At 74.7% G+C, this 20,338-nt stretch carries 20 protein-coding genes and 1 pseudogene; 7 read left to right on the top strand and 14 right to left on the bottom strand.

The window, feature by feature from the left end; all coding sequences use genetic code 11:
* Together RKE29_RS15715 and RKE29_RS15710 are read right to left on the bottom strand one after the other, a co-directional pair.
* Nucleotides 1-1,287, bottom strand: a 1,287-nt coding sequence (locus RKE29_RS15715) for a hypothetical protein (RefSeq protein WP_312006011.1), incomplete at its 3' end; no start/stop codon positions are given.
* Between the two features lie 264 nt (nucleotides 1,288-1,551).
* Entirely contained in the window at nucleotides 1,552-2,271 is a 720-nt protein-coding gene (locus RKE29_RS15710) for a hypothetical protein (RefSeq protein WP_312006010.1), read from the bottom strand.
* Between the two features lie 285 nt (nucleotides 2,272-2,556).
* Here RKE29_RS15710 and RKE29_RS15705 point away from each other — a divergent pair, with 285 nt between their 5' ends.
* Nucleotides 2,557-3,315: a Crp/Fnr family transcriptional regulator gene (locus tag RKE29_RS15705; RefSeq protein WP_312006009.1), complete on the top strand. Its 759-nt coding sequence runs from the start codon at nucleotides 2,557-2,559 to the stop codon at nucleotides 3,313-3,315.
* Nucleotides 3,316-3,325: 10 nt separating this feature from the next.
* Here RKE29_RS15705 and RKE29_RS15700 read toward each other — a convergent pair whose 3' ends face one another.
* The 7 genes and pseudogenes from RKE29_RS15700 to RKE29_RS15670 form a co-directional block, all read right to left on the bottom strand.
* Complete coding sequence (locus tag RKE29_RS15700; protein WP_312006008.1) at nucleotides 3,326-3,529, bottom strand: acyl-CoA carboxylase epsilon subunit; 204 nt, start codon at nucleotides 3,527-3,529, stop codon at nucleotides 3,326-3,328.
* A pseudogene (locus RKE29_RS15695) lies at nucleotides 3,526-5,183 on the bottom strand (acyl-CoA carboxylase subunit beta). Before RKE29_RS15695 ends, RKE29_RS15700 begins: the two are co-directional and overlap by 4 nt.
* Before the next feature lie 115 nt (nucleotides 5,184-5,298).
* Nucleotides 5,299-5,628 (bottom strand): YciI family protein, encoded by a 330-nt coding sequence (locus RKE29_RS15690; RefSeq protein WP_312006007.1) that lies wholly within the window; start codon nucleotides 5,626-5,628, stop codon nucleotides 5,299-5,301.
* A 265-nt stretch (nucleotides 5,629-5,893) separates the two neighbouring features.
* Nucleotides 5,894-6,652, bottom strand: a complete 759-nt coding sequence (locus RKE29_RS15685; protein ID WP_312006006.1) for an AfsA-related hotdog domain-containing protein — start codon at nucleotides 6,650-6,652, stop codon at nucleotides 5,894-5,896.
* Nucleotides 6,653-6,747: 95 nt separating this feature from the next.
* Nucleotides 6,748-7,026, bottom strand: a complete 279-nt coding sequence (locus RKE29_RS15680; protein ID WP_312006005.1) for a hypothetical protein — start codon at nucleotides 7,024-7,026, stop codon at nucleotides 6,748-6,750.
* Nucleotides 7,020-7,934, bottom strand: coding sequence for an SDR family oxidoreductase (locus tag RKE29_RS15675; RefSeq protein ID WP_312006004.1), 915 nt, complete (start codon nucleotides 7,932-7,934; stop codon nucleotides 7,020-7,022). The genes RKE29_RS15680 and RKE29_RS15675 overlap by 7 nt, the downstream gene beginning before the upstream one ends.
* On the bottom strand, nucleotides 7,931-9,277 hold the full coding sequence (locus RKE29_RS15670) for a fatty acid--CoA ligase family protein (protein ID WP_312006003.1): 1,347 nt from the start codon (nucleotides 9,275-9,277) through the stop codon (nucleotides 7,931-7,933). The genes RKE29_RS15675 and RKE29_RS15670 overlap by 4 nt, the downstream gene beginning before the upstream one ends.
* Before the next feature lie 457 nt (nucleotides 9,278-9,734).
* Here RKE29_RS15670 and RKE29_RS15665 point away from each other — a divergent pair, with 457 nt between their 5' ends.
* Nucleotides 9,735-10,406 (top strand): 4'-phosphopantetheinyl transferase superfamily protein, encoded by a 672-nt coding sequence (locus RKE29_RS15665; RefSeq protein ID WP_312006002.1) that lies wholly within the window; start codon nucleotides 9,735-9,737, stop codon nucleotides 10,404-10,406.
* Between the two features lie 104 nt (nucleotides 10,407-10,510).
* Here the strand turns inward: RKE29_RS15665 and RKE29_RS15660 are convergent, their stop codons facing one another.
* The 3 genes from RKE29_RS15660 to RKE29_RS15650 form a co-directional block, all read right to left on the bottom strand.
* Nucleotides 10,511-11,242, bottom strand: a complete 732-nt coding sequence (locus tag RKE29_RS15660; RefSeq protein WP_312006001.1) for an HAD-IB family hydrolase — start codon at nucleotides 11,240-11,242, stop codon at nucleotides 10,511-10,513.
* A 1-nt stretch (nucleotide 11,243) separates the two neighbouring features.
* Complete coding sequence (locus RKE29_RS15655; RefSeq protein WP_312006000.1) at nucleotides 11,244-12,041, bottom strand: response regulator transcription factor; 798 nt, start codon at nucleotides 12,039-12,041, stop codon at nucleotides 11,244-11,246.
* 291 nt (nucleotides 12,042-12,332) lie between these two features.
* Nucleotides 12,333-12,929, bottom strand: a complete 597-nt coding sequence (locus RKE29_RS15650; RefSeq protein ID WP_312005999.1) for a TetR family transcriptional regulator — start codon at nucleotides 12,927-12,929, stop codon at nucleotides 12,333-12,335.
* Nucleotides 12,930-13,354: 425 nt separating this feature from the next.
* Between RKE29_RS15650 and RKE29_RS15645 the strand changes: the two genes are divergently transcribed.
* The 4 genes from RKE29_RS15645 (at nucleotide 13,355) to RKE29_RS15630 (ending at nucleotide 16,833) form a co-directional block, all read left to right on the top strand.
* Complete coding sequence (locus RKE29_RS15645; RefSeq protein ID WP_312005998.1) at nucleotides 13,355-13,972, top strand: hypothetical protein; 618 nt, start codon at nucleotides 13,355-13,357, stop codon at nucleotides 13,970-13,972.
* A gap of 63 nt (nucleotides 13,973-14,035) precedes the next feature.
* Nucleotides 14,036-14,368, top strand: coding sequence for a hypothetical protein (locus RKE29_RS15640; RefSeq protein ID WP_312005997.1), 333 nt, complete (start codon nucleotides 14,036-14,038; stop codon nucleotides 14,366-14,368).
* A 510-nt stretch (nucleotides 14,369-14,878) separates the two neighbouring features.
* Nucleotides 14,879-16,144: a sensor histidine kinase gene (locus tag RKE29_RS15635; RefSeq protein WP_312005996.1), complete on the top strand. Its 1,266-nt coding sequence runs from the start codon at nucleotides 14,879-14,881 to the stop codon at nucleotides 16,142-16,144.
* Nucleotides 16,141-16,833 (top strand): response regulator transcription factor, encoded by a 693-nt coding sequence (locus RKE29_RS15630; RefSeq protein ID WP_312005995.1) that lies wholly within the window; start codon nucleotides 16,141-16,143, stop codon nucleotides 16,831-16,833. Before RKE29_RS15635 ends, RKE29_RS15630 begins: the two co-directional genes overlap by 4 nt.
* Before the next feature lie 251 nt (nucleotides 16,834-17,084).
* Here RKE29_RS15630 and RKE29_RS15625 read toward each other — a convergent pair whose 3' ends face one another.
* Both RKE29_RS15625 and RKE29_RS15620 read right to left on the bottom strand, forming a co-directional pair.
* Nucleotides 17,085-18,014: a UbiA family prenyltransferase gene (locus RKE29_RS15625; RefSeq protein WP_312005994.1), complete on the bottom strand. Its 930-nt coding sequence runs from the start codon at nucleotides 18,012-18,014 to the stop codon at nucleotides 17,085-17,087.
* Between the two features lie 149 nt (nucleotides 18,015-18,163).
* Nucleotides 18,164-18,754 carry a DUF2165 family protein gene (locus tag RKE29_RS15620; RefSeq protein ID WP_312005993.1) on the bottom strand — a complete coding sequence of 197 codons (591 nt, stop codon included), beginning with the start codon at nucleotides 18,752-18,754 and terminating at the stop codon, nucleotides 18,164-18,166.
* Between the two features lie 434 nt (nucleotides 18,755-19,188).
* On the opposite strand from RKE29_RS15620, the gene RKE29_RS15615 reads away from it, so the two are divergent.
* On the top strand, nucleotides 19,189-20,070 hold the full coding sequence (locus RKE29_RS15615) for an HAD family phosphatase (RefSeq protein WP_312005992.1): 882 nt from the start codon (nucleotides 19,189-19,191) through the stop codon (nucleotides 20,068-20,070).
* Nucleotides 20,071-20,338: the final 268 nt, after the last annotated feature.

Genomic DNA, 20,338 nt, shown 5'->3' with positions numbered 1-20,338 from the left:
CGGGGTGCCGTGCGGCGTGCGGTGCGCGGCGGGTGCGGCCGACTCGCGCGCGGGGGTCGGCGGCGGCGCAGGAGGCGGCGCGGACGAGGCGGCGGGCGGGGCCGGGGGCGGTTCGCGCCGGGCGCGGTCGATCAGTGCGCCCGCCTCCCGCGCCACCTGCTCCATCGTGCCGGTGAGCGAGACCGCCGCCGCCGCGACCGCCAGCCGGTAGGTCTCGCCGATGTGCCGGGCGCCCTCGTCCGCCGCGTCCATCAGGGCCCGGGCCAGGTCGCCGCCCCCGGTGGTGACCTTCTCGGCGGAGGCCACCAGCGCGTCGGCGGCCTCCGCGAGGCGCCGCTGGACCGCCTCAGCCCGCACCTCGGTCCGCGCGGCCTGCGCCGCGGCGCTCCGGGCCGCGTCCTCGAAGCCCCGGGTGGCGGTCTGGAGCGCCGTCGCCGAGGTGTCCAACTGCCCGTACAGCCGCCCGGCGCTCTCGACCAGCTCCCCCGTCCTGCGCTGCGCCTTGACGAGCTGCCGCTGGGCGTCGTGCGTCTCGGCGAGCGTGGCGCGCATGCCGTCGGAGAGGGCGGCGAGGTCCGCGGCGTGCCGCCCGGGCGAGCCGTGCCGGGCCTCGCCCAGCAGGGCCTGCGCGTCGTGCAGCAGCGGGATCAGGTCCCGCCTGGTGTCCTCCTTGGCCGCGGCGAGGCCGTCCTCGCGGTGGCGCCGGGAGACCGCGGCGGCCACGGTGGAGCCGACCACCAGGCCGATGGCGAGCAGCGTCCACAGCGCCGTCCAGCCGAAGGTGAGCGGGCCCGGGAGCTGTCCGGCGAAACCGGTCTGCCACAGCTCCAGGAAGGTCCGGCCGTCCGGGCCCGGCCCCCGCCCGGCCCGCGCCGCGTCGAGCATCCGCTGGTAGGCGTGCGTGGCGGCGGCCAGCGCGCCCCAGGTCACGGCGAGCGGGACGAACACCGTGACGGCGGGCGCGAACTCCACGGCGCGGCGCACCCGGGCCCCGCGCAGCGGCGGGTCGTCGTACGTCGCGGGGTCGGCGAACGCGGCGGTCAGATTCGTGTACTGCCACTGGTCGAGCCCGTCGCCGGTGCGTAACGCGGTGGCGAGGCGGCGCAGCGCGCGGGCGTGCGGCGCGAGTGCGGGCCGCTCGCCGGCCAGCACGGCCAGGGCGCGCGCGGTGGCGGACGCCGACAGCGGCGGCTCGGGCGCGGCGGGCGGCCGGGCCGGAGCCGCTTTCGGCGTGCCGGGCCGCGGTCCGCGCTGTCCGGTTCGCGGCCTGGCCGCGGAGAAAGGCATTGTTACCCCCGTAATGCCGTCAATCAGCCCGATCGGCGCCTGAGCCGGAAAAGACCGACTCACCACCCTGCGCCTCGGATCTGCCGATTAGGTGGCCAATATGCCAGCCCGTGGCATCAGTGGCCACGGAACATAAGGGAGATCGCACGAAAAACATCCGGCGGACCATCGGAAGACCCCCGGGAGGTGTCCGCGCTTCCACCCCGAACGGAATATCACTCTCCGGTAATCGCGGCGTTCTCCGACGTTTTTCGGCCGCGCCGGTCATCGCCCCTGCCCGCCCGTCGCGCCCGGGCCGTACGGACCGTACGAGTCGTACGGGCCGTACGAGCCGAAGTCGCCCAGGCCCGCGTCGTACGGGCCGGGGTCGCGCGGGCCCGCGTCGTACGGGCCGAACAGGCCCAGCCACGCCGCCGCCTCCGGCACCCGCCGCCAGTCCCGCCCCGGCAGCCCCTCGGCCCGCAGGTCGTGGAACAGCCCGTCCGAGAAGGCGACCGCCAGCGCGCCGCCGCCACCCGGCCCGTCCGGGCCGCCGCCCGGGGCGGGCACCCGGGCGGCGGCCTGGACGGCCGGGTGGCGCAGCAGCGCCCGGGTGCGCGCCACGGCCTCGCCGCCGAACGCGTCGTCGGTGACGCGCGTCAGGCCCACATGAAGGGCCGTCAGGACCGGGCGCGGCAGCGGCAGCCCGCCGACCGGCGCGAACTCCCCGGACACCGCCGGCTCCCCGGAGGCCAGGGGCCCGGCGGACGCCAAGGGCACGACGGGCGGCCCGGGCGCGGCGGGTGCGCGGGGCACCAGCCGCCGCAGCGCGGCCAGCAGCCCGGCCACGACGGCCGGTTCGTCGGCGCCGGGCGGCGCGAACGCCATCTCCACGCCCTCCACGGCACCGGCCGCCACGTGCCACCGGTTGTAGCCGCCGGACCGGCAGGCCCGCGCCAGCAGGCCCGCCGGTCCGGCCGCCACGGCGACACACAGACGCCGCACCCCGGGCTGCCGTTCTCCGTCCACCCGTCCCCCTCCCGTCGGATGGCGCCGACCGACGCCGCGTCGTGCCGTGCGGCGCCGCATGGCCCCGGAAGCCTTCCGCCAGCGGAGACATCCGGTGACGCGCCGTGTATCGTCGCGATCCCACTGTGGCGGGATTCAGACGCACACACCCCGTCGTGATACGGGATCACGGCACTTGTCCGGCGGTTCCGGCCGGGCGGGCGCCGGGCGCGCCCCGCCCCGGGGGACTTCCACACGTGATCCAGACTCGGGGGGGCCGGGGTGGACGGCATCGGCGGCGCGGCGGCGGGCGCGGCGGGCGGCACGAGGCGGCCCTCGCGCGGGGGCGCGGAGACGGGCGCGGACCGGCGGTGGCCGCCGGCCAGCCTGCTCGGCTCGCTGGACCCGGGCGCGCGGGAGGTGCTGCTGCGCCTGGGCGCGGCGGTGCAGTACCCGGAGGCGAGCCGGGTGCTGATCCGCGAGGGCGAGGAGTCGCGGTTCGTGGTGATCCTGCTGGACGGCGTGGTCAAGGCGACCGGTCTGGCGCCGGACGGCCGGGAGATCCTGCTGGCCGTGCGGATGGGCGGCGACCTGGTGGGCGAGTTCGCCGCGCTGGACGACCGGCCCCGCTCGGCCACGGTCACCACCTGCGGCGCCGTGCTGGCCCGGGTGGTGCGGCACGCCGACTTCCTGGACTGCCTGCGGCGCCACCCCGGCGTCGCGCACGCGGTCAACCGCGCGGTGGTGGGCAAGCTGCGGTCCGCCAACGCGCGCCGCGTCGACTTCGGCGCCTGCGACGTGCCGACCCGGGTGGCCCGGGTGCTGTACGAGATAGCCGTGGCCTACGGCGAGCGGGAGGGGAACCGGTCGGTGATCCGCTGGCCGCTGACCCAGCCGGAGCTGGCCACCCTCGCCGGTGCCGCCGAGCCGAGCGTCCACAAGGCGCTGCGGCACCTGCGCGAGGAGGCGGTGGTGGCCACGGGCTACCGGTCCGTCACCGTGCTGGACCTCGCCCGCCTCGGCGCGCTGGGCTCACCCTGACGACGCCGGCTCACGGGCCTTGGGGAGCCGTACGGGCCCACACCCGGCCGGCGCCCGCGGCGCGGCGGGCCGCCCACGTGGCGGCGGGGGTCTCGGGTGCGCCGAAGCCGCCGCGGCGGGCGGCGGCGACGGCGGACAGGACGGCGAGGACGGCTGCCAGCTCCTCGGGGGTGGGGCGGCCCGCGAGGACGTGCACGGCGTCGGCGGCACTCATTGCGGCTGGTTCCCGTGCTTGCGGTGCGGCAGCGGCGCCGCCTTGGTGGCGAGCATGCGCAGGCCCGCGGCGAGCACGGCGCGGGTGGCCTGCGGGGCGATGACGTCGTCGACAAGGCCGCGTTCGGCCGCGTAGTAGGGGTGCATGAGCTGGGCGCGGTAGGCGGCGACGCGCTCGGCGCGGGCCGCGTCCGGGTCGGGCGCGGCGGCGATCTCGCGGCGGAAGATGACGTTNCCGGGTCGGGCGCGGCGGCGATCTCGCGGCGGAAGATGACGTTCGCGGCGGCCTCGGCGCCCATGACGGCGATCTCGTTGACCGGCCAGGCGTACGACAGGTCGGCGCCGATGGAGCGGGAGTCCATGACGATGTACGCGCCGCCGTAGGCCTTGCGGACGATGACCTGAATGCGGGGCACGGTGGCGTTGCAGTAGGCGTGCAGCAGCTTGGCGCCGTGCCGGATGATGCCGCCGTGCTCCTGGTCGACGCCGGGCAGGAAGCCGGGCACGTCCACCAGCGTGACCAGCGGGATGTTGAACGCGTCGCACAGCGTCACGAACCGGGCGGCCTTCTCGGAGGCGTGGATGTCGAGCACTCCGGCCAGCACCGTCGGCTGGTTGGCCACGATGCCGACCGTACGGCCGTCGATGCGGCCGAGCGCGCAGATCACGTTGCCCGCCCAGCGCTCGTGGACCTCCATGAACTCGCCGTCGTCCACCACCTCCTCGATCACCGCCCGCATGTCGTACGGCCGCGAGGGGTCGGCGGGGACCAGGTCCACCAGGCTCGCGCAGGGCCGGTCGGCCGGGTCGCCGGCGGGCTCGCCGGGCGGGTTCTCGGTGCTGTTGCCCGGCAGCAGGGACAGCAGGTAGCGGACCTCCTCCAGGCAGGTCTCCTCGTCGTCGTACGCGAAGTGCGCCACGCCGGAGGTCTCGGCGTGCACGTCGGCGCCGCCGAGGCCGTCGACGGTGACCTGCTCGCCGGTGACGGCCTGGATGACGTCGGGTCCGGTGATGAACATCTGCGAGGTCCGCCGGACCATGAACACGAAGTCCGTCAGCGCCGGGGAGTAGGCCGCGCCGCCCGCGCACGGCCCGAGCATGACGCTGATCTGCGGGATCACCCCGGACGCCCGGGTGTTGCGCTGGAAGATGCCGCCGTAGCCGGCCAGGGCCGTCACGCCCTCCTGGATGCGGGCGCCCGCGCCGTCGTTGAGGGACACCAGCGGCGCGCCGGCCGCCAGCGCCATGTCCATGATCTTGTGGATCTTCTGCGCGTGCGCCTCCCCCAGCGCCCCGCCGAAGATCCGGAAGTCGTGCGCGTAGACGAAGACCGTACGGCCGTGGACCGTACCCCAGCCGGTGACCACGCCGTCGGTGTGCGGACGGCGGTCCTCCAGGCCGAAACCGGTCGCCCGGTGCCGCCGCAGCGCCTCCACCTCCTGGAAGCTGCCGGGGTCGAGCAGCAGGGCGACGCGCTCGCGGGCGGTGAGTTTGTGCTTGGCGTGCTGGCGCGCGGTGGCCTGCGGGTCGCCGGCGGCCACCCGGGAGTGCAGGGCCTCCAGTTCGGCGGTGCGGGCGGCCAGGGACGGGTCGGCGGCGGGCGCCGCGAAGTCCTTCTCCAGATCGGTGAGGACGGCGCCGGAGAGTGTGTCCATGCCGTGGTGCCTCCTTGGTCGGCGGGGTGAGGCGATCGGGACGTACGGGTCGGATACGGGCAGGGGACGCCCTCCGGACGGAGGGCGTCCCCTGGGGGCGGCCCGGCGCGGACGGTCAGGGCGCGACCGTCTGCCGAGGGGCGGCGGCGAGCTGGACCGGGGACCTCTGGGAGGGGCTGAAGGCGTGGACGACGACGTGCTGCCACACTCCGGAAGTGGTGAACGGGTCGGTGGCCACGTAGTCGGCCACCTCCTCGCGGGTCTCGGCCTCCACGATGATCAGGCTGCCGACGGCGGTGGTGCCGTCGTCGGCCACCAGCGGCCCGTAGAGCACCGGGCGGGGGCGCGCGCCCGGCTCCCGGAAGCGGGCCGAGTGCGCGGGCCGGGCGGCGGTGCGCCGGGGGGCGGAGCCGGGTGCGTCCAGGCAGTGGATCGCCCACAGCATGGGTGTCTCCTTCGTCGGGCCGGTGGTGGTACGCGGTCGTGGTCGGGGGTGGTACGCGGTCGTGGTGCGGGTGGTACGCGGTCGTGGTGCGGGTGGTGCGCGGTCGTGGTGGGGGGTGCCGGCGGGGGCAGGGGCCGGGGAGAGTGGGCCCGCGCCCGGCCCCGGGGCCTTCCAGGGGGCTGTCCGTCGGGCCTGGGAGGGCCGGGCGCGGGGAGCCGCGCATCCGCCGCCGCGGGGGTGACGGCGGACGCGCGGCCGTCCGGGGTCAGGCCGTGGGGGCCTCGGCCGGGGAGGCCTGGGCGCGCAGCAGGCCCACCTCGGCGGCGACCGCCTGCCGGGCGGCGATGGCCTCCTGCTTGGCGCTGACCTTGTCGGGGATCACCCGGTACTCGGCCTCGACCTCGGCGGCCGCGGGCGTGCCGTGGTGGATGCCGATCCGGCACCGGAAGACGGTGCCGACGGGGGTGCGGGTGTGTTCGAGAAGTTCGTACTGGAGCGTGGCGGCGAGCGGGAACACGTAGGAGTGGAACCGGGAGGCGACCGAGACGACGACGAACCGGGTGCGGTCGGCGCCGGTGATGAAGAACTGCTCGGTCACCACCGTCCACATCTGCCGGGCCGCCTCCAGCAGCGTGATGGCCGGAATGTGCTGGCCCGTCAGGTGGTCGGCCAGGACCTCGACGCGCTGGTCGAGCACGAGGTCGGCGACGAACCGGTTCTCGGCGATCTGGCCGACCGGTCCGACCAGGATGTTCCTGGCGTCGTGCTTGTGGGTCAGCCGCCGCTCGGCCGGGGCGGGCACGCCCGACTTGCCGAGCGTGACGGCGGGCGCGCGCCGCTCGGCCAGCTCCCGGAGTTCGGCGAGTTCGCCTGCGGTCAGCCCCTGGCCGACGGACAGGGACAGGCTCTCGGGCAGGTCGCCCGCGCGCAGCCGCTCCAGCAGGGCGGTGGCGCCGACCGTGCCCCGGTTGGCGAGGAACTCCTCGAACCGGTCTCCTACGACGACGAGTGCTTCGTGTGACATGGTGGTGGGTCCTTCGCGGGCGTGGGTCCGGGTCGGAACGGGACGCGAGCGGGCGGGCGTAGGGGCCGGCCGGTTGGCGCTCCGGCCGGACGGGGTCAGACGGCGGAGGTCTCGGCCTTGCCCAGCACCTGGACGTAGACGTCCGCGAGCGCGTCGACCGTACGGACGTCGGAGATGACGTACTCCTCCTCGAACGGGTCGACGCCGAACTCCATCTCCAGCTCGATCACCAGCCGGGCCAGCAGCAGGGAGTTGAGGGCGATCTCGTTGAGCAGTTCGGCGCCGGACATGTCGCGGGTGGGCAGTTCCGCCTCCGCGAGCAGGTCGTTGATCTTCTGGTGGACGGTGGCGCGGATCTCGGGTGCGGTCAGCATGTGATTCCTCCGTCGACGACGATGGTCTGGCCGGTGATGAACGAGGCACCGGGCGAGGTGAGATAGAGCACGGCATCAGCGATCTCGTTGATATCCGCGAGCCGGCCGAGCGGCGTGCGGCGGCGAATGCGCTCCCGGTTCTTCGGGGTGACGTCGACGGTCATGTCGCTGTCGAAGAAACCCGGGACGATGGAGTTCACCCGGACGTTGAACGCCGCGAGTTCGCGGGCCAGGCTCCGGCTGAATCCGTCGAGTCCCGCCTTGGTCGCGGAATACACCGCGACCCCGCGGAAGCCGCGAATGGCGTTGATGGACGACACGTTCAGAATCTGGCCGCTGCCCTGCCGGGTCATGGCGCGGGCCACGCCCTGCGCGAGGGTGATGGGCGCGACGAGGTTGGCGGCGATCAGTTCGCCGGTCTTCCTGGCCGACGTGGTCAGGAACAGCTCCTGGTGCAGCAGCGCGGCGTTGTTGACCAGCAGGTCCACCCGGCCGAAGCGGCGCAGGACCGCGCGGACCACGCCGCGCAGCGCGGCGGCGTCGGTCAGGTCGGCGGCCTCCCACAGGAAGCGGTCGGGCCGCTCGGCCTGGAGGTCCTTGACGAAGTCGTTGGCGGACCGGCTGAAGGTGGCCACCCGCCAGCCGTCGGCCAGCAGCCGCTCGGCCAGCAGCCGGCCGAGTCCCCTGCTGCCGCCGCTGATCAGCGCGACCCGGCCCGCGACGGGAACCTCGGGGGTGGCGGTGGCCAGCACGCCGGCGGCGGTGCGCACGGTCTCGCCCCGGACGCCGTCCTGCGCGGCCCCGGCGGCCTCGGCGGCCCCGGCGACCTCGGCTGCCGGTACGGCCTCGGCGGCCTCGGCTGCCGGTACGGCCCCGGGGGCCGGGCCCGGGGAGTCCGGGGTGTTCACGCCGCACTCCTGATCTTCTTGAACCGCTCGGAGTGCTGCGGCTCGCTGGCGATCTCCACCAGCGCCGGGACCTTGTACGGCTCCATGCGGGCCAGGCAGAACTCCCGCACCCGGCGCGTGACCTCGCGCCGGTCCTCCTCGTGCACGAGGGTCACCTTGGCCCGTACGACCATGCCGGTGACCGGGCTCGGCCGGCCGCTGACGGTGGCCTCGGCGATGTTGGGCACGTCCAGCAGGACGGACTCGACCTCGCTGGGGTAGACCTTCTCCCCGCCCACGTTGATGATCTCGGAGTCGCGGCCCAGGATGCGGATCCACTCGCCGTCCACCTCGACGACGTCCTGCGTGTTGAAGTACCCCTCGTCGTCGAAGGGCGCGGGCGCGTTGAGGTAGCCGAGCATGGCCATCTCAGATCGGATCCACAATACGTTGTCCACGATCCGGTAATCGAACCCGGCGTCCTTGCCGAGCTTGACCCACAGGGTGTTGTCGCCGCGCGAGCGGGTGGGCAGGATGCCCAGCTCGGACAGGCCGTACGTCTGCTTCAGGCGCACCCCGGGCAGGCCGGCGTGCAGCCGCTCCAGGGTCCGCTGCGGCATCGGCTCGGTGCCGTAGGTGACCAGCTTGAGGGAGTCGGTGCGGTAGCGCTCGTGGGCGCCGGAGATGAGCACCATGTTGAGGAACGTGGGGGTCGTCGGCAGCACCTCCACGGCGTGGTCGGCGACGGCCCTGAACACCGTCTCCGGGGTGCGCTCGGCGACGGTGACCACCGTGCCGCCCTGGCTGAGGGTGTGCAGCAGCGTGTTGACGCCGCCGATGTGGTCCAGGCTCAGGAAGGACAGGATGCGCAGCGGCCGGACCGGCTCGCCGTAGCGGGCCAGCACCTTCTCGAAGTCCAGCACCGTGGCCTTGCTGCGCCCGGAGGTGCCCGAGCTGAACAGCACCAGGCCCGGGCGGCGGAACTCGCGCAGCCTGCCGTACAGCTCGTGGTCGGCGGTCCGGCCGGTGCGCTCGGTGCGGTGGCCGCCGGCCGGGTCGACCTCGATGACCCGCTCGACCTCGGCGACGTTCAGGAAGTCGTCGCGCTTGGCGGCGGGCAGCGCGGTCAGCGGCACGACGATCACGCCGCGCTCGATGAGGGCGAGCAGCCCGGCGCAGGCGGCGGGCGAGTAGGCGCCCTCCAGGGTCACGACGTCGCCGGCGCCGACGCGGTGCAGGTCCAGGAAGGACCGCCACCCGTCGACCAGGTCCAGCAGGTCGGCGTAGGAGTAGGTGTCCCCCTGAAAGACGATCGCCTCGGTTTTCCCGAAGGATTTGAGGCGGGTGAGGAAGGGATGTTCCATCGCGTGTCTCCCGGTGTCCGGCGGGGATATTTCGTTGCCTGTACGGAAACTCTAGGCGGGCCTTTTCCGGTATTCAACGCGTCATTTCCGCTACCCCGGTCGACATGCCCGGCAAGGCTACCCGCCGGGACTGCCCGGGAGGACTGGCCTGGCGGACTGGCCGGCGGGGCCGGCCTTTCGGCCGTAACCGTTCGTGGTAGCCGTACGGGCAGGTGGCGGCGGTGGCCCCGGTATGGTTCGGTGGAATCCGTAACGCCGCACTGCCACGACATGTCCTGGGATGGCAGTGGGCGGCCGTTTGAACGGCACCCTTCGGGGACCGTATCGACGGCGCCCCTTTCCGGCGCCGGCCGCGTGCCGCGCCGCCTTCCGATTCCGCGAAATGCCGCACCGTGCGCCGCGCGAAACGCAGCGCCGGCCGCCCGGCTCTCGCGACGCCATTCCCAGGAGAATTCCGATGCTGCAGAACATCCTGCCGTCCGCCGTCGCCTGCGTCGACACCACCGCCGACCTGCCCGGGGCGTGGGTCGCCCCCGAGGAGGAGCCGGCGCTGAGAAAGTGCGTCGAGCCGCGCAAGCGGGAGTTCGTCACCACCCGGCACTGCGCCCGTACGGCCATGGCCGCGCTCGGCGTCAAGCCGTCCGGGATTCCGTCAGGGCCGAAGGGCGAGCCGCGCTGGCCGGTCGGTGTGACGGGCAGCATGACGCACTGCGAGGGCTACCGGGGCGCCGCCCTGTCGCGCACCGAGGACTTCCACATCGTCGGTATCGACGCCGAGCGCCACCAGCGGCTGCCGGAGCACATGCTGAACTACATCTCCGTGCCGTCCGAGCGCGCGCACCTGCGGGAGCTGGCCGGGACCCACCCCGAGGTGCACTGGGACACGCTGATGTTCAGCGCCAAGGAGACCGTCTACAAGGCGTTCAACCCGCTGACCGGCCGCTGGCTCGGCTTCCGCGACGCGCGGATGAGCTTCGACCCCGAGGCGCGCACCTTCCGGGCCCGGCTGATGGTCCCGGGCCCGGTCGTGGACGGCATCCGGCTGGCCTGGTTCACCGGCCACTGGGTGGTGCGCGACGGCCTGGTGCTCACCGCGATCGCCGTGCGGCGCGCCCGCGGCAGCCGGTGAGCGCCCCGTGGACCCGGTCGGCGGCAGCGCCCATGACGGCACCAGCGGCACTCCCCGCCGAGGCACCGGCGGACGCACCGGCGGCGCGGGCACGGGCACGGGGCTCACGCGCCGGCGTGCGGAAGGTGCTCGGACGGCGCGGCGGCCGTGGGGCGGCGCAGCGGGCCCGCCGCCGCCGAGAGCACCGGCCAGTCCTGGCTCTGCGCCCGGGCGAGCAGCACCGGGTCGGCGCCGACGACGACGGGGTTGCCCACCGACAGCAGCATGTCCAGGTCGCTGGAGTGGTCGCCGTACGCGAAGCACTCGCCGGCCGCCAGCGCGAGTTCGGCGATGGTCTCGCGGACCCCGTCCGCCTTGACCGTGCCGATCATCGGCCGCCTGATCTCCCCGGTGAGCCGCCCGTCCGGCCCGGCCAGCGGCTCGGAGCACAGGACGACGTCGGCGCCGACGTCCTCGGCCAGCGGCTCCAGCAGCCCGCGGAACGAGCCGGAGACCAGGGCCACCAGGTCGCCCGCCTTGCGGTGCCGGGCGGCGGCGGCCCAGGTGGCGAGCACGAAGGCGCCAGCGCCGGTGCGGTACTTCTCGTACCACTCGCGGCCGGCCGCGGCCAGCTCCCGGCCGTCGGTGCCGGCGAAACGGCGGTAGTAGCGGCGGTTGATCTCCGAGCGGTGCACGCCGGCGTCGGCCTGGGCGCGCAGCTCGGCCATGACGGCGTCGTGGCCGCTGCCGTCGTCGCCCTCCCGGGCCATCCAGTACCGCAGGAAATGGAACATGCTCTTGGTGTTGAGCAGCGTCTCGTCCACGTCGAAGAAGGCCGCGCGCTGGTGGGTTCCCATGTCAGTGACCGCCTTCCGGGAGCGTCGAGGAGGCCGGGGCCGCGCCGCTGAGGGCGGGCCCGGCGTGGATGCGGTGGGCGGGCACGACGCGCGGCATCCGGTCGCCGGCCCCGGTGCGGTCGGCGCACAGTCCCTCGCGCAGGGCGCGCGCCACCGCCAGCGTGCGGTTGGGGCAGTTGAGCTTGGCGAGGATGTTGGCGACCAGGCGCTTGGCGCCGTGCTCGGAGATGCGCAGCCGGCGGGCGATCTGCTTGTTGCTCAGGCCGTCCACCAGGAGGATCAGCGCCTCCTTCTCGCGGGGCGTGAGCCGGGGCACGGCCGGCACGCGCGGGCCGCCGTGGCCGGCCCGGCGCAGCAGGGCGCGGGCGAGCCCGGCCGGCAGGTGCGCCTCGCCGGCGTCCATCACGGTCAGCACGTCGTGCAGGGCCACCACGCTCAGGTCGGCCAGGGGCAGCAGGGACGCGCCGGGCAGCTCGGCGACCTGGTCGAGGTCCATCTCGTCCGGGCCGGGGCACAGCAGGAGCACCCGCACGCCCAGGCGCGCGGCGCGGCGCAGCTCCGCCTGCTCGCCGGGGTCGGCCGCGTCCGCGGCGGTCAGGGCGGTCAGCAGGATGTCGGTGCGCGGGTCTCGTACGGCGTCGACGGCGGCGGCCAGCTCGGGGTACGCCGAGCAGTGGCCGACGATGTCGAGGGATCCGAGCATGGCCGCGATGCCGTAGCGCTGCAGATCGTTGCGTATCGCCAGGACGATGTTCAGCGGTGGAGCCGCGGCCGCCACGGCCGCGCGGTGTACGAACATGACCCTTTCCCCCATCGGTTGCCGAAGGCGGCCCCGTGAGCCACCCCTGCGAAGGAACGCTAACGGCGGGGTCGGCGCGCGAACGGGTCTGTACCTCGAAGACCGGGGGTCAGGTGGCCGAAAGTGGTAGCGGCGGGACACCCAGGAGGTATCCCGCCACTCTGGCGGTCGGTCGCGCAGGGCCGGTACGGGGGCCGGGGCTCGGGCTGCCGGTACGGGGACCGGGGCTCGGGCTGCCGGTACGGGGGCCGGGCGGTACGCGGGGCGCGGTGCGGGCGCGGGCGGGGTGCCTCACACACCCGCGGGGGCGGGGACCGTGCCGGCCAGCGCCTGCCGGGCGAAGTCCACGACGTGCTCCCGCAGGTCCTTCTCCAGCTCCGGCGTCGCGCCGCCGAGGATCATCCGGGACATGTGCGGCACGGCCATGGGCCAGACGGCCAGGCCGATGAGGCTGAGCAGGCAGGCCGCGACGCGCGGGGAGGCCTCGGTGCCGAAGGTGGCGGCGAGGGCGGCGGTCTTGTGCTCGTAGTGGGTGGTGCGCTGGGCCTCGTTGGGCAGCGGGTCGTCCCGGTAGTGCAGGGCCTCCCACAGGAACAGCCGCACCAGCGTGGGGTGGGCGCGGTGGAAGTCGAAGACCCGGCCCACGTACTCGGCGGGGTCGTCGCCGGGCTGGAGCGGGACGGCCTCGGCCAGCTCGTCGAGCGCGTGGACCACGACCTGGTCGAAGAGCTTCTGCTTGTTGCCGAAATAGCCGTAGATGCGCTCCTTGTTCACCCCGGCGAGCTCGGCGATGCGGTCGACGCGGGCGCCCGCGATGCCGTGAGCTGCGAACTCTTCGGTGGCGGCGACGAGGAGCCGCTGCTTGGTGTCGGTCGCTGGCTGTGTCATGCCCTCAGCGTAGAGCCACGTACCCCGGATTGCCAACCAACTGGGTGGTTGACATCCAACCGGTTGGTTGGCTACCTTGGTGACATCGCCGAGGGGCAGCCCCCCGAGGTCCCAGGACTGCACCACCCCAGCACCACCCCAGCACCACCCCCAAGCACCACCCCCAAGCACCGCCGAAGCACCACCCGGCCCCCGCCGGAGCACCGCCGATTCACCCCTTCTCCCGCGCACCACCCCACCGCCGGCCCCCGGGAGACCCCCGGGGCGCCGGCCCCCCGCACCCCCCGCACCCCCCGCACCACCCGCCGGACCCCCGCCAGACCACCGCAGGACCCCCAGACCCCGTCAGTCCCGTCAACCCCGTCACCCCCGACGCCCCGCCGATGACCCGACCGCAGCCGACCTCCGCCGAGGATGAGGACCCCATGACCCACACCACCGTGACCGCACCCGAGATCGTCCGTGCCGAGCGGGCGCTGTCCGAGGCCGGGCTTCCCACCCGCGAGGGCTGGCGCCCGGTGCGCGTCCGCCGCGAGCGGCACGACGGCCGCCCGGTGACCGTCGTGCGCTACCAGGACGTACCGAGCGACGCACCGGGCGAGGGCGGGCCCCACCTGACCGTGGTCGTCGACGACACCGGCCTGCTGCTCGGCTACACCCGGCTGGACCCGGAGGAGGCCGCCGCCGGGCCGCAGGCCACCGAGGACGAGGCCCGCGAGGCAGCCTTCGCCTTCCTGGCCGCCTTCGCCCCCCGCTACGCGACCCGGCTGACCGTCCAGTGGGTCGCCCCGCACCACGAGCGGGTCGCCGTCCCCGGCGGCACGGCCGTGATCACCGGCACGAAGGTCAAGACGCGGCACGCCGCGGGCCTGTACGCCTGGGTCGTGGTCGGCCCCGGCGGCACGGTCCTCACCTACGAGCGGGACATCCGCTGGGACAGCGCCCAGGGCCGCCGCGGCACCGAGATGTGGCTGCACGACGCCTGGATCGCCGCCCGCGAGGGCACCGGCCCGCAGCCCGCTCCGCCGTACGCCCTGGCCTGACCCGGGCCCCGCACCGCAGACCCGTCGAACGCCGCGCACCACCCCACCGAACAGGACACGATGATGACCACCGTCGCCCCCCGCCCCGCCGTCACCGCCCCGGCCCGCCCCGCCGCGCAGGACACCCCGGCCCCCGCCGCCGCGGTCCCCGCTCCCGCTCCCGCCCGTCCGGCCGTTCCGATGCCGTCCGTGCACATGCGGGTGCTGATCACCTGGCTGGCCGTCTTCCCGTCCATCACCGCCGCCCAGCTCTACCTCGGCCCGCACCTGCTGGGCCTGTCGGTCCCGATGCGCGTCCTGGTCATCACCGGCCTCGTGGTCCCGTGCGTGGTCTACGCCTTCGTGCCGGTGCTGCTGAAGGCCAGGGCCGCGGTGTGGCGGCGGCTCCACCGCTGAGGCCGCCGGCGGTCGCCGGGAGACCTCGGACACGACCACTGAGCGGACCACCGGCCGCACCGGTGAGCGGGCCACGGGCCCGGGGCGCGACATCCGCCCCGGGCCCGTGGCCTGCTCGTTCGCCCGCGCCGAAACGCAATTACCGAGGTGGCGGCGAATAGCGGAGCCGGTGGGAGAAAAGCGATTCGCTGCACGGCAAACCGGAAACCGGTTATGCTGTTCGGTCCGTGGTCCAGGTAGTCGGCATCCATCCGTGATCCGTATCGGACGGCGTTCACGGTGCCCAAACGGGGGAGGGCGTCTTGTGACGGCAACCTGCACAGCATTATCCAGACATCCGGCCGGGCGGCCGGGACGCGCGAAGCGGCCGGCCGGGCCGTCCGGAATCGGCACGCGAGGCGCCCGAGGCGCCCGAGGCGCGAGCGGCACAGGAAGTGCCGGAGACCCGGGGCGCCCGGGAGCGGCGGAAGGCCGGGAGACGGAAGGCCGTCGGGCAGGAGGAAGCGCCCGATGAGCCCGAGTACGGACAGACCGGGGCGCTTCGACGGCGCCTCCCCCGTGGACCGCTTCCGCCGCTACGAGGACGCGGTCATCGACCTGTTCCGCGCGCGGCTGCGGGCCGTCAACAGCCCGCTCGCCGCCCACCCCGACGTCTGGGCCCAGTGCGAGCTCCAGGCGCGCCGCATCTTCCGCGACTGCGCCGACAGCCTCGCCGCGGGCCGTTCGACCGTCTCCGACACGCACGTCGCCGAGGTGGTCGACCTGGGCGGCGAGCGGGTGCGGCAGGGCGTGCACCTCACGCACTCGGTGCGCGGGGCGGTGATCCTGTTCGACACCGTCCTGGACCGGCTGGCGGAGTGCGCGGAGGACACCGGCGTCTCCCGCCACGCCTACACCGCCGCCGTCCGCTCGCTCCAGCAGGGCGTCGGCCGCCGCCTGGAGGCGGGCTCCATCGGCTACGACTCCTACCTGCTGGCGCGGGTGCGCGAGGTGCACGAGCAGGGCCACCGCAAGCTGGCCCGCGAGATGCACGACCAGATCGGCAACTCCCTCAGCCTGGCCATGCGGCAACTGGAGATGTACCAGGCCGACCTGAGCTGCCGTCAGGAGGCCGTGCCGCAGCACGTGCGCGCCGCCCAGGCCGCCATCGTGGAGACCCTGGCCGGCATCCGGGAGCTGGTCACCGAGCTGCGCCGGCCGGCCGTGGCCGGCTGCCTGGAGACCGCGCTGAACGCGTTCGTGGACTCCATGGGCGACCTGTCGGTGTCGGTGAAACTGTGGGTGCGCGGCCTGGACGAGTGGATTCCGGACCCGGTGTCCGACGAGCTGTTCCTCATGGTCCGCGAGGCGCTGCGCAACGCCTTCAGCCACGCGGAGGCCGGAAACATCGTGGTCAACATCGATATCGCGCCGCACGAGATCCAGACCGAGGTCATCGACGACGGGCTCGGCTTCGCCGTGGCCGAGGTGCGGGCCGGCGGCCGGTCCAACGGCCTGACCGGGCTGCACGAGCGCGCCGAACTGCTCGGCGGCACGCTGCACATCGACTCCACGCCCGGCCGGGGCACGCACGTCACCATCTGGATTCCCATCAAGGAGGACCAGGCGGCCCCAGCCCCCCAGGCGGCCCAGGCGCCGCCGGGCGCCCCGCCGAGCCGCGCCCTCCCGGTCCGGTCGGTCCCACCTGTCCAACCGGTCCAACCTGTCCGGCCGGTACCGCGGGAGACGCCCGCGGGCCCCGGCGCCGGTTCGGCGGACGACAAGGCGGCGCCGTGAGCGACGAGGAGACGCTGCGCATCCTGGTCGCCGACGACCACACCCTGCTGCGGGAGGCGCTGTGCGACCTGCTGCGCCTGGAGCCGGGGTTCGAGATCGTCGCCCAGGCGGGCAACGGCGAGGACGCCGTCCGGCTCGCCGCCCAGCACCGGCCGGACGTGGTGCTGCTCGACATCGAGATGCCCCGCAACGACCCGCCGGTCACCGTCCGGCGGCTGCTCCAGCGCGACCCGGCGCTGCGCATCATCGTGCTGAGCATGTACGACGGGCGGCACCTGGTGCAGGAGCTGCTGTCCCTCGGCGTGCGCGGCTACCTGCACAAGAGCACCGGCCGCGAGACGCTGGTGACCGCCATCCGCAGCGGGGACGGCGACCGGCGCACGGTCACCGTGTCCGTGTCGCCGGAGAGCCTGCGGGAGGCCGCGCCCGAGCCGGAGGGCGGCGGGCCGCTGTCCGAGCGGGAGCTTGAAGTGCTCGGGCACGTGGCCGAGGCGATGAGCAACCGCCAGATCGCGGGCCGGCTCGGCATCGCCGAGGGGACGGTCAAGCGCCACCTGCGCAACATCTTCAGCAAGCTCGACGCCGTCTCCCGCATCGACGCGGTCAACAAGGCCACCGAGCGGGCGCTGCTGCCCAAGCAGAAGGCGGCGCCCCCGGCGGTCGGCCACTCCGCGCCGCGCGGCCTGTAGGAGGTGGGAGCGCGACCACTCCCCCGGCGTCCGCGCCCGCACCGCCGGACCTCCGGCCGTACGGGCGGACTCCCGGCCCGTACCGGCGGATTCACCGACCGTACGGGCCGACTCCGCGCCGTACGGGCTGACTCCGCGGTCGTACGAGCTGACTCGCGGCCGTACGGGCCCGTACGCGGCCGTAGGCCCTCGCGCCGCGGCGTCCCGCACCCGGGCCGGGTGCGGGACGCGACGGACAGGTGGCGGAGGCGTCAGAGGAGGACGAGCCCGGCGAACAGCACGCCGTGGGCCAGGTGCTGCGTGACCATGAAGGCCCGGTACGGGGTGCGGCCGGGCGCCGCGTCCGGCCGGGTGGCGGCGCACAGCACGGCCACGGCCACGGCGCCGCCCAGCAGCACCAGCGCGGCCGGACCCAGCAGCACCGGCCACGGCCCGGCGGCGGCGGCGAAGCCCGCGGCCACGGCCAGCGCGCCCACCGCGCCGACCCGCCGCGCGGCCAGGTCGCCCCAGGCCGTCACCGAGGTGCGGCGGCCGGCCGCCGCGTCGCCCCGGGCGTGCGAGAAGTCCTTGGTGACGGCGCCGACCACGCACATCCACAGCGACATGCCCACGGCCAGCACGAGCCCGGGGCCGGTGGGCCGGGCGGCGCCGGCCGCCGTCCAGCCCGCCGCGTAGGTCAGCAGGCCCATCGCGAGCACCGTGCCCGACGTGCCGGCCGCGCTGCGCTTGAGCGTGAACGGGCCGGCCGAGTAGGCGTAGCCGAGCAGCAGGAAGCCCAGGACGTAGCCGAGCAGCAGGACGTCGCGGCTGAGCACGGCCAGGGCCACGGACCCCGCGGCGCTCAGCCAGGTGAGCCGGGCGGCCGCGCGCCGCGACAACTCGCCTCGGGCGATGGGCCGGCCGGTGCGGTTGACCCGGTCCTCGGCCACGTCCGAGACGCCGTTGATCCCGTAGGCGAACAGCGCGGCCAGCGCCCAGCTCGCCGCGGGCACGACCACCCACGGGCCGAGGCCAGCGGACCGGCCGCCCGCCGCGAGCGCGGCGCCGGCGAGGAAGCGCATGAGGAAGACGACCTGCACGCAGGGGCGGGTCTCTTCGAGGAAGAGGGCGACGGCGCGGGCCGCGCCGCCTCTCGGACGCGAAATGGCGTTTGTCTCGATCTGTACGGTGTATTCCCCCATGGCCGGGACACTAGTCAGGCACGGGGAGGCCGCACATGCCCCGTCGGCGGGTCTTCCGCTACCCCTTTTGGGTCAGGGGAGGTAGTGGAAGGCCCGCCGAGGAGGCACGTGCGGCCCGGGTGCGCCGGTCCGGCGCGGGCGGCGCCGGATCACTGCTCCTTCTGCGCTCCGGTGACCGACGGCAGGTTGACCAGCAGGGCCGTCAGCAAGCCGAGGATCAGGCCGGTGAAGTGCACCTGCTGGGCGGCGCCGATGTAGATCCAGTAGCAGAAGAACATGCCGCCGCACAGGAAGAGGACGAACAGCCCGGCGAACGCCCCGAGCGCGATGTTGGTGCGCCGCGTGACCGCCATGCCCGCGGGCCGGCCCAGGGCCCGCCGCCACTGCCCGGCCGCGGCCCACGCCAGCAGCGCCACGATCAGCACCTCGTAGACGATCACGCCGATCAGCGTCGGGCCCGCCAGCGAGTCCGGCATGGCGCGCCACTCCAGGCCGTTGCCGTTGACCGGACTCTCCTTCAGCTCCCGCATCGTCAGCATGCGGCTGATCAGGTCCTGGTTGGTGCCGAAGTCGTCGATGTTGTTGAGGGCGACCAGGCCCAGCCAGAGCGACAGGCAGCTCAGCAGGAAGGCGTTGAGCGCGGCCAGACGGGACCGGACCGCGAGGTCCGAGCGCCCGTCGGCGCGCCCGCTCGCGGTCGGTGCGCCGCCCAGCACGGGCGGGTTGGTGGTCACTGCCATGGGAGGTCTCTCCTCGGAAGCTTGAGGGACGTCGCGGCCTCGGGGACGAACGGCTCGCTGTGAGCTTCAGCCTGCACCGATCGCGCGCCCCGGGACAGCTCCCACTTCTGGCTGCCCGTTCGGCCCGGCCATCCGTGCGGCGGGTGCCCGCCATTTTGAACGATGAAAAGAACTATAAGTAGTCGGTTGACTACTTTCCGCTTCCGAGATTAGCGTAGCGAGTGGTTACGTTCCGGGCGGTATCCACCCGAACCGGACTCAGCGACGCGGCTGGGTCCGCCCGGGCGGGGCGACACACGCCAGCCCTGCCGGACGCGTCGGCACGGTCCTTCCGCACCCGGCAGGCGCTTTCCCCGCCCCGCGAATCCCCTGCGCCCGCGGACCGGTGGTGCCCCCGCGCGCGCAGTTCTCCCATCCCAAAGAACGGCAGGCACATGACAACAACCGAACAATTCCTCGCCTGGACCCCAGCGGCGGTCGTCTTCGACTGCGACGGGACCCTGATGGACACCGAGCGGCACTGGGAGGAGGCGCGCGAGCTGGTGCTGCGCGGCTACGGTGTCGCCCCCGACCCCGAGTTCGCCGCCCGCACCAAGGGGCTGCACTACACCGAGTGCGGCCAGCTCCTGGCGGAGGCGGCCCAGCGGCCCGACCTCGCCGAGGAGATGACCGCCCAGCTGCTCCAGAACTTCCGAAGACTCGTGGCGAAAGACCCGGTCACGACACCGGGAGCGGAGGAACTGGTGCGCAGAACGAGCCGCTTCGCGCCGCTGGCCGTCGCCAGCAACTGCCCCCTCGACGTGGTCGAGTCCTGCCTCGACACGGCCGGTCTCCTGCCCTACTTCGCCCACATCGTCGTACCGGGCGAGGGCGTGCTGCCCAAGCCGCACCCGGACGTCTACCTCACCGCCACCAGCCGGTGCGGCGCGCCGCCCGCCGACTCGCTGGCGGTGGAGGACTCCCGCGCCGGGCTCCAGGCCGCCGCCCGGGCCGGGCTGAGCGTGCTGGGCGTCGGCCCCCAGCCCAGCCGCCAGGACGTGGCGCTGGCGGACATGTGGGTGCGGTCGCTGGGCGAACCGGACCTGCTGGCCTGGGCCGAGAGCCGGGTGCCCCGGCAGCGTGCCGGGGACGGCGCCGCCTCGGCTGCGGGCGGGCCGAACGGCGCGGGAGGCTCGCGCAGTGCGAACGGCTCCGGCGGAGCGGGCGCGAACGGCGCGGGGGGTGCGAACGGTTCGGGTCCGGGCGGCGCGGGCCGGGCGGGCGGTACGGACCGCGCCGACGCCGACGCCGACGCGCCGCCCGGCGCCGGGCGTTAGGCCCCGCCCGGTTCCCCGCCTGGTCGCCCGCCCGGTTTCGCCGTCTCGGGCCCTGCCTGGTCTCGCTGCCTGGGCCATGCCCGGGCCCTGGCGCGGCGGCCCGTACGGACCGTACGGCACGTACGGCCACGGGCGTCGGCGGCCGGCCGCCGACGCCCCAGCGGCCGGGCGGCTCGGCGGCCGGGGGCAGCCCGGTGCTCGGGACGGCTCGGTGCTCGGGACAGCCGGGCGGCCGGACGGTCCCGCGGCCGGGGCGGCCGGGCGCCTC

Origin of the sequence: Streptomyces sp. B1866, assembly GCF_031932565.1 — a bacterium.
In the GTDB taxonomy this organism is placed as follows: Bacteria; Actinomycetota; Actinomycetes; order Streptomycetales; family Streptomycetaceae; genus Streptomyces.
Note: the sequence above shows the minus strand (reverse complement) of the source record. Positions and strands in the feature narration are given on the sequence as shown.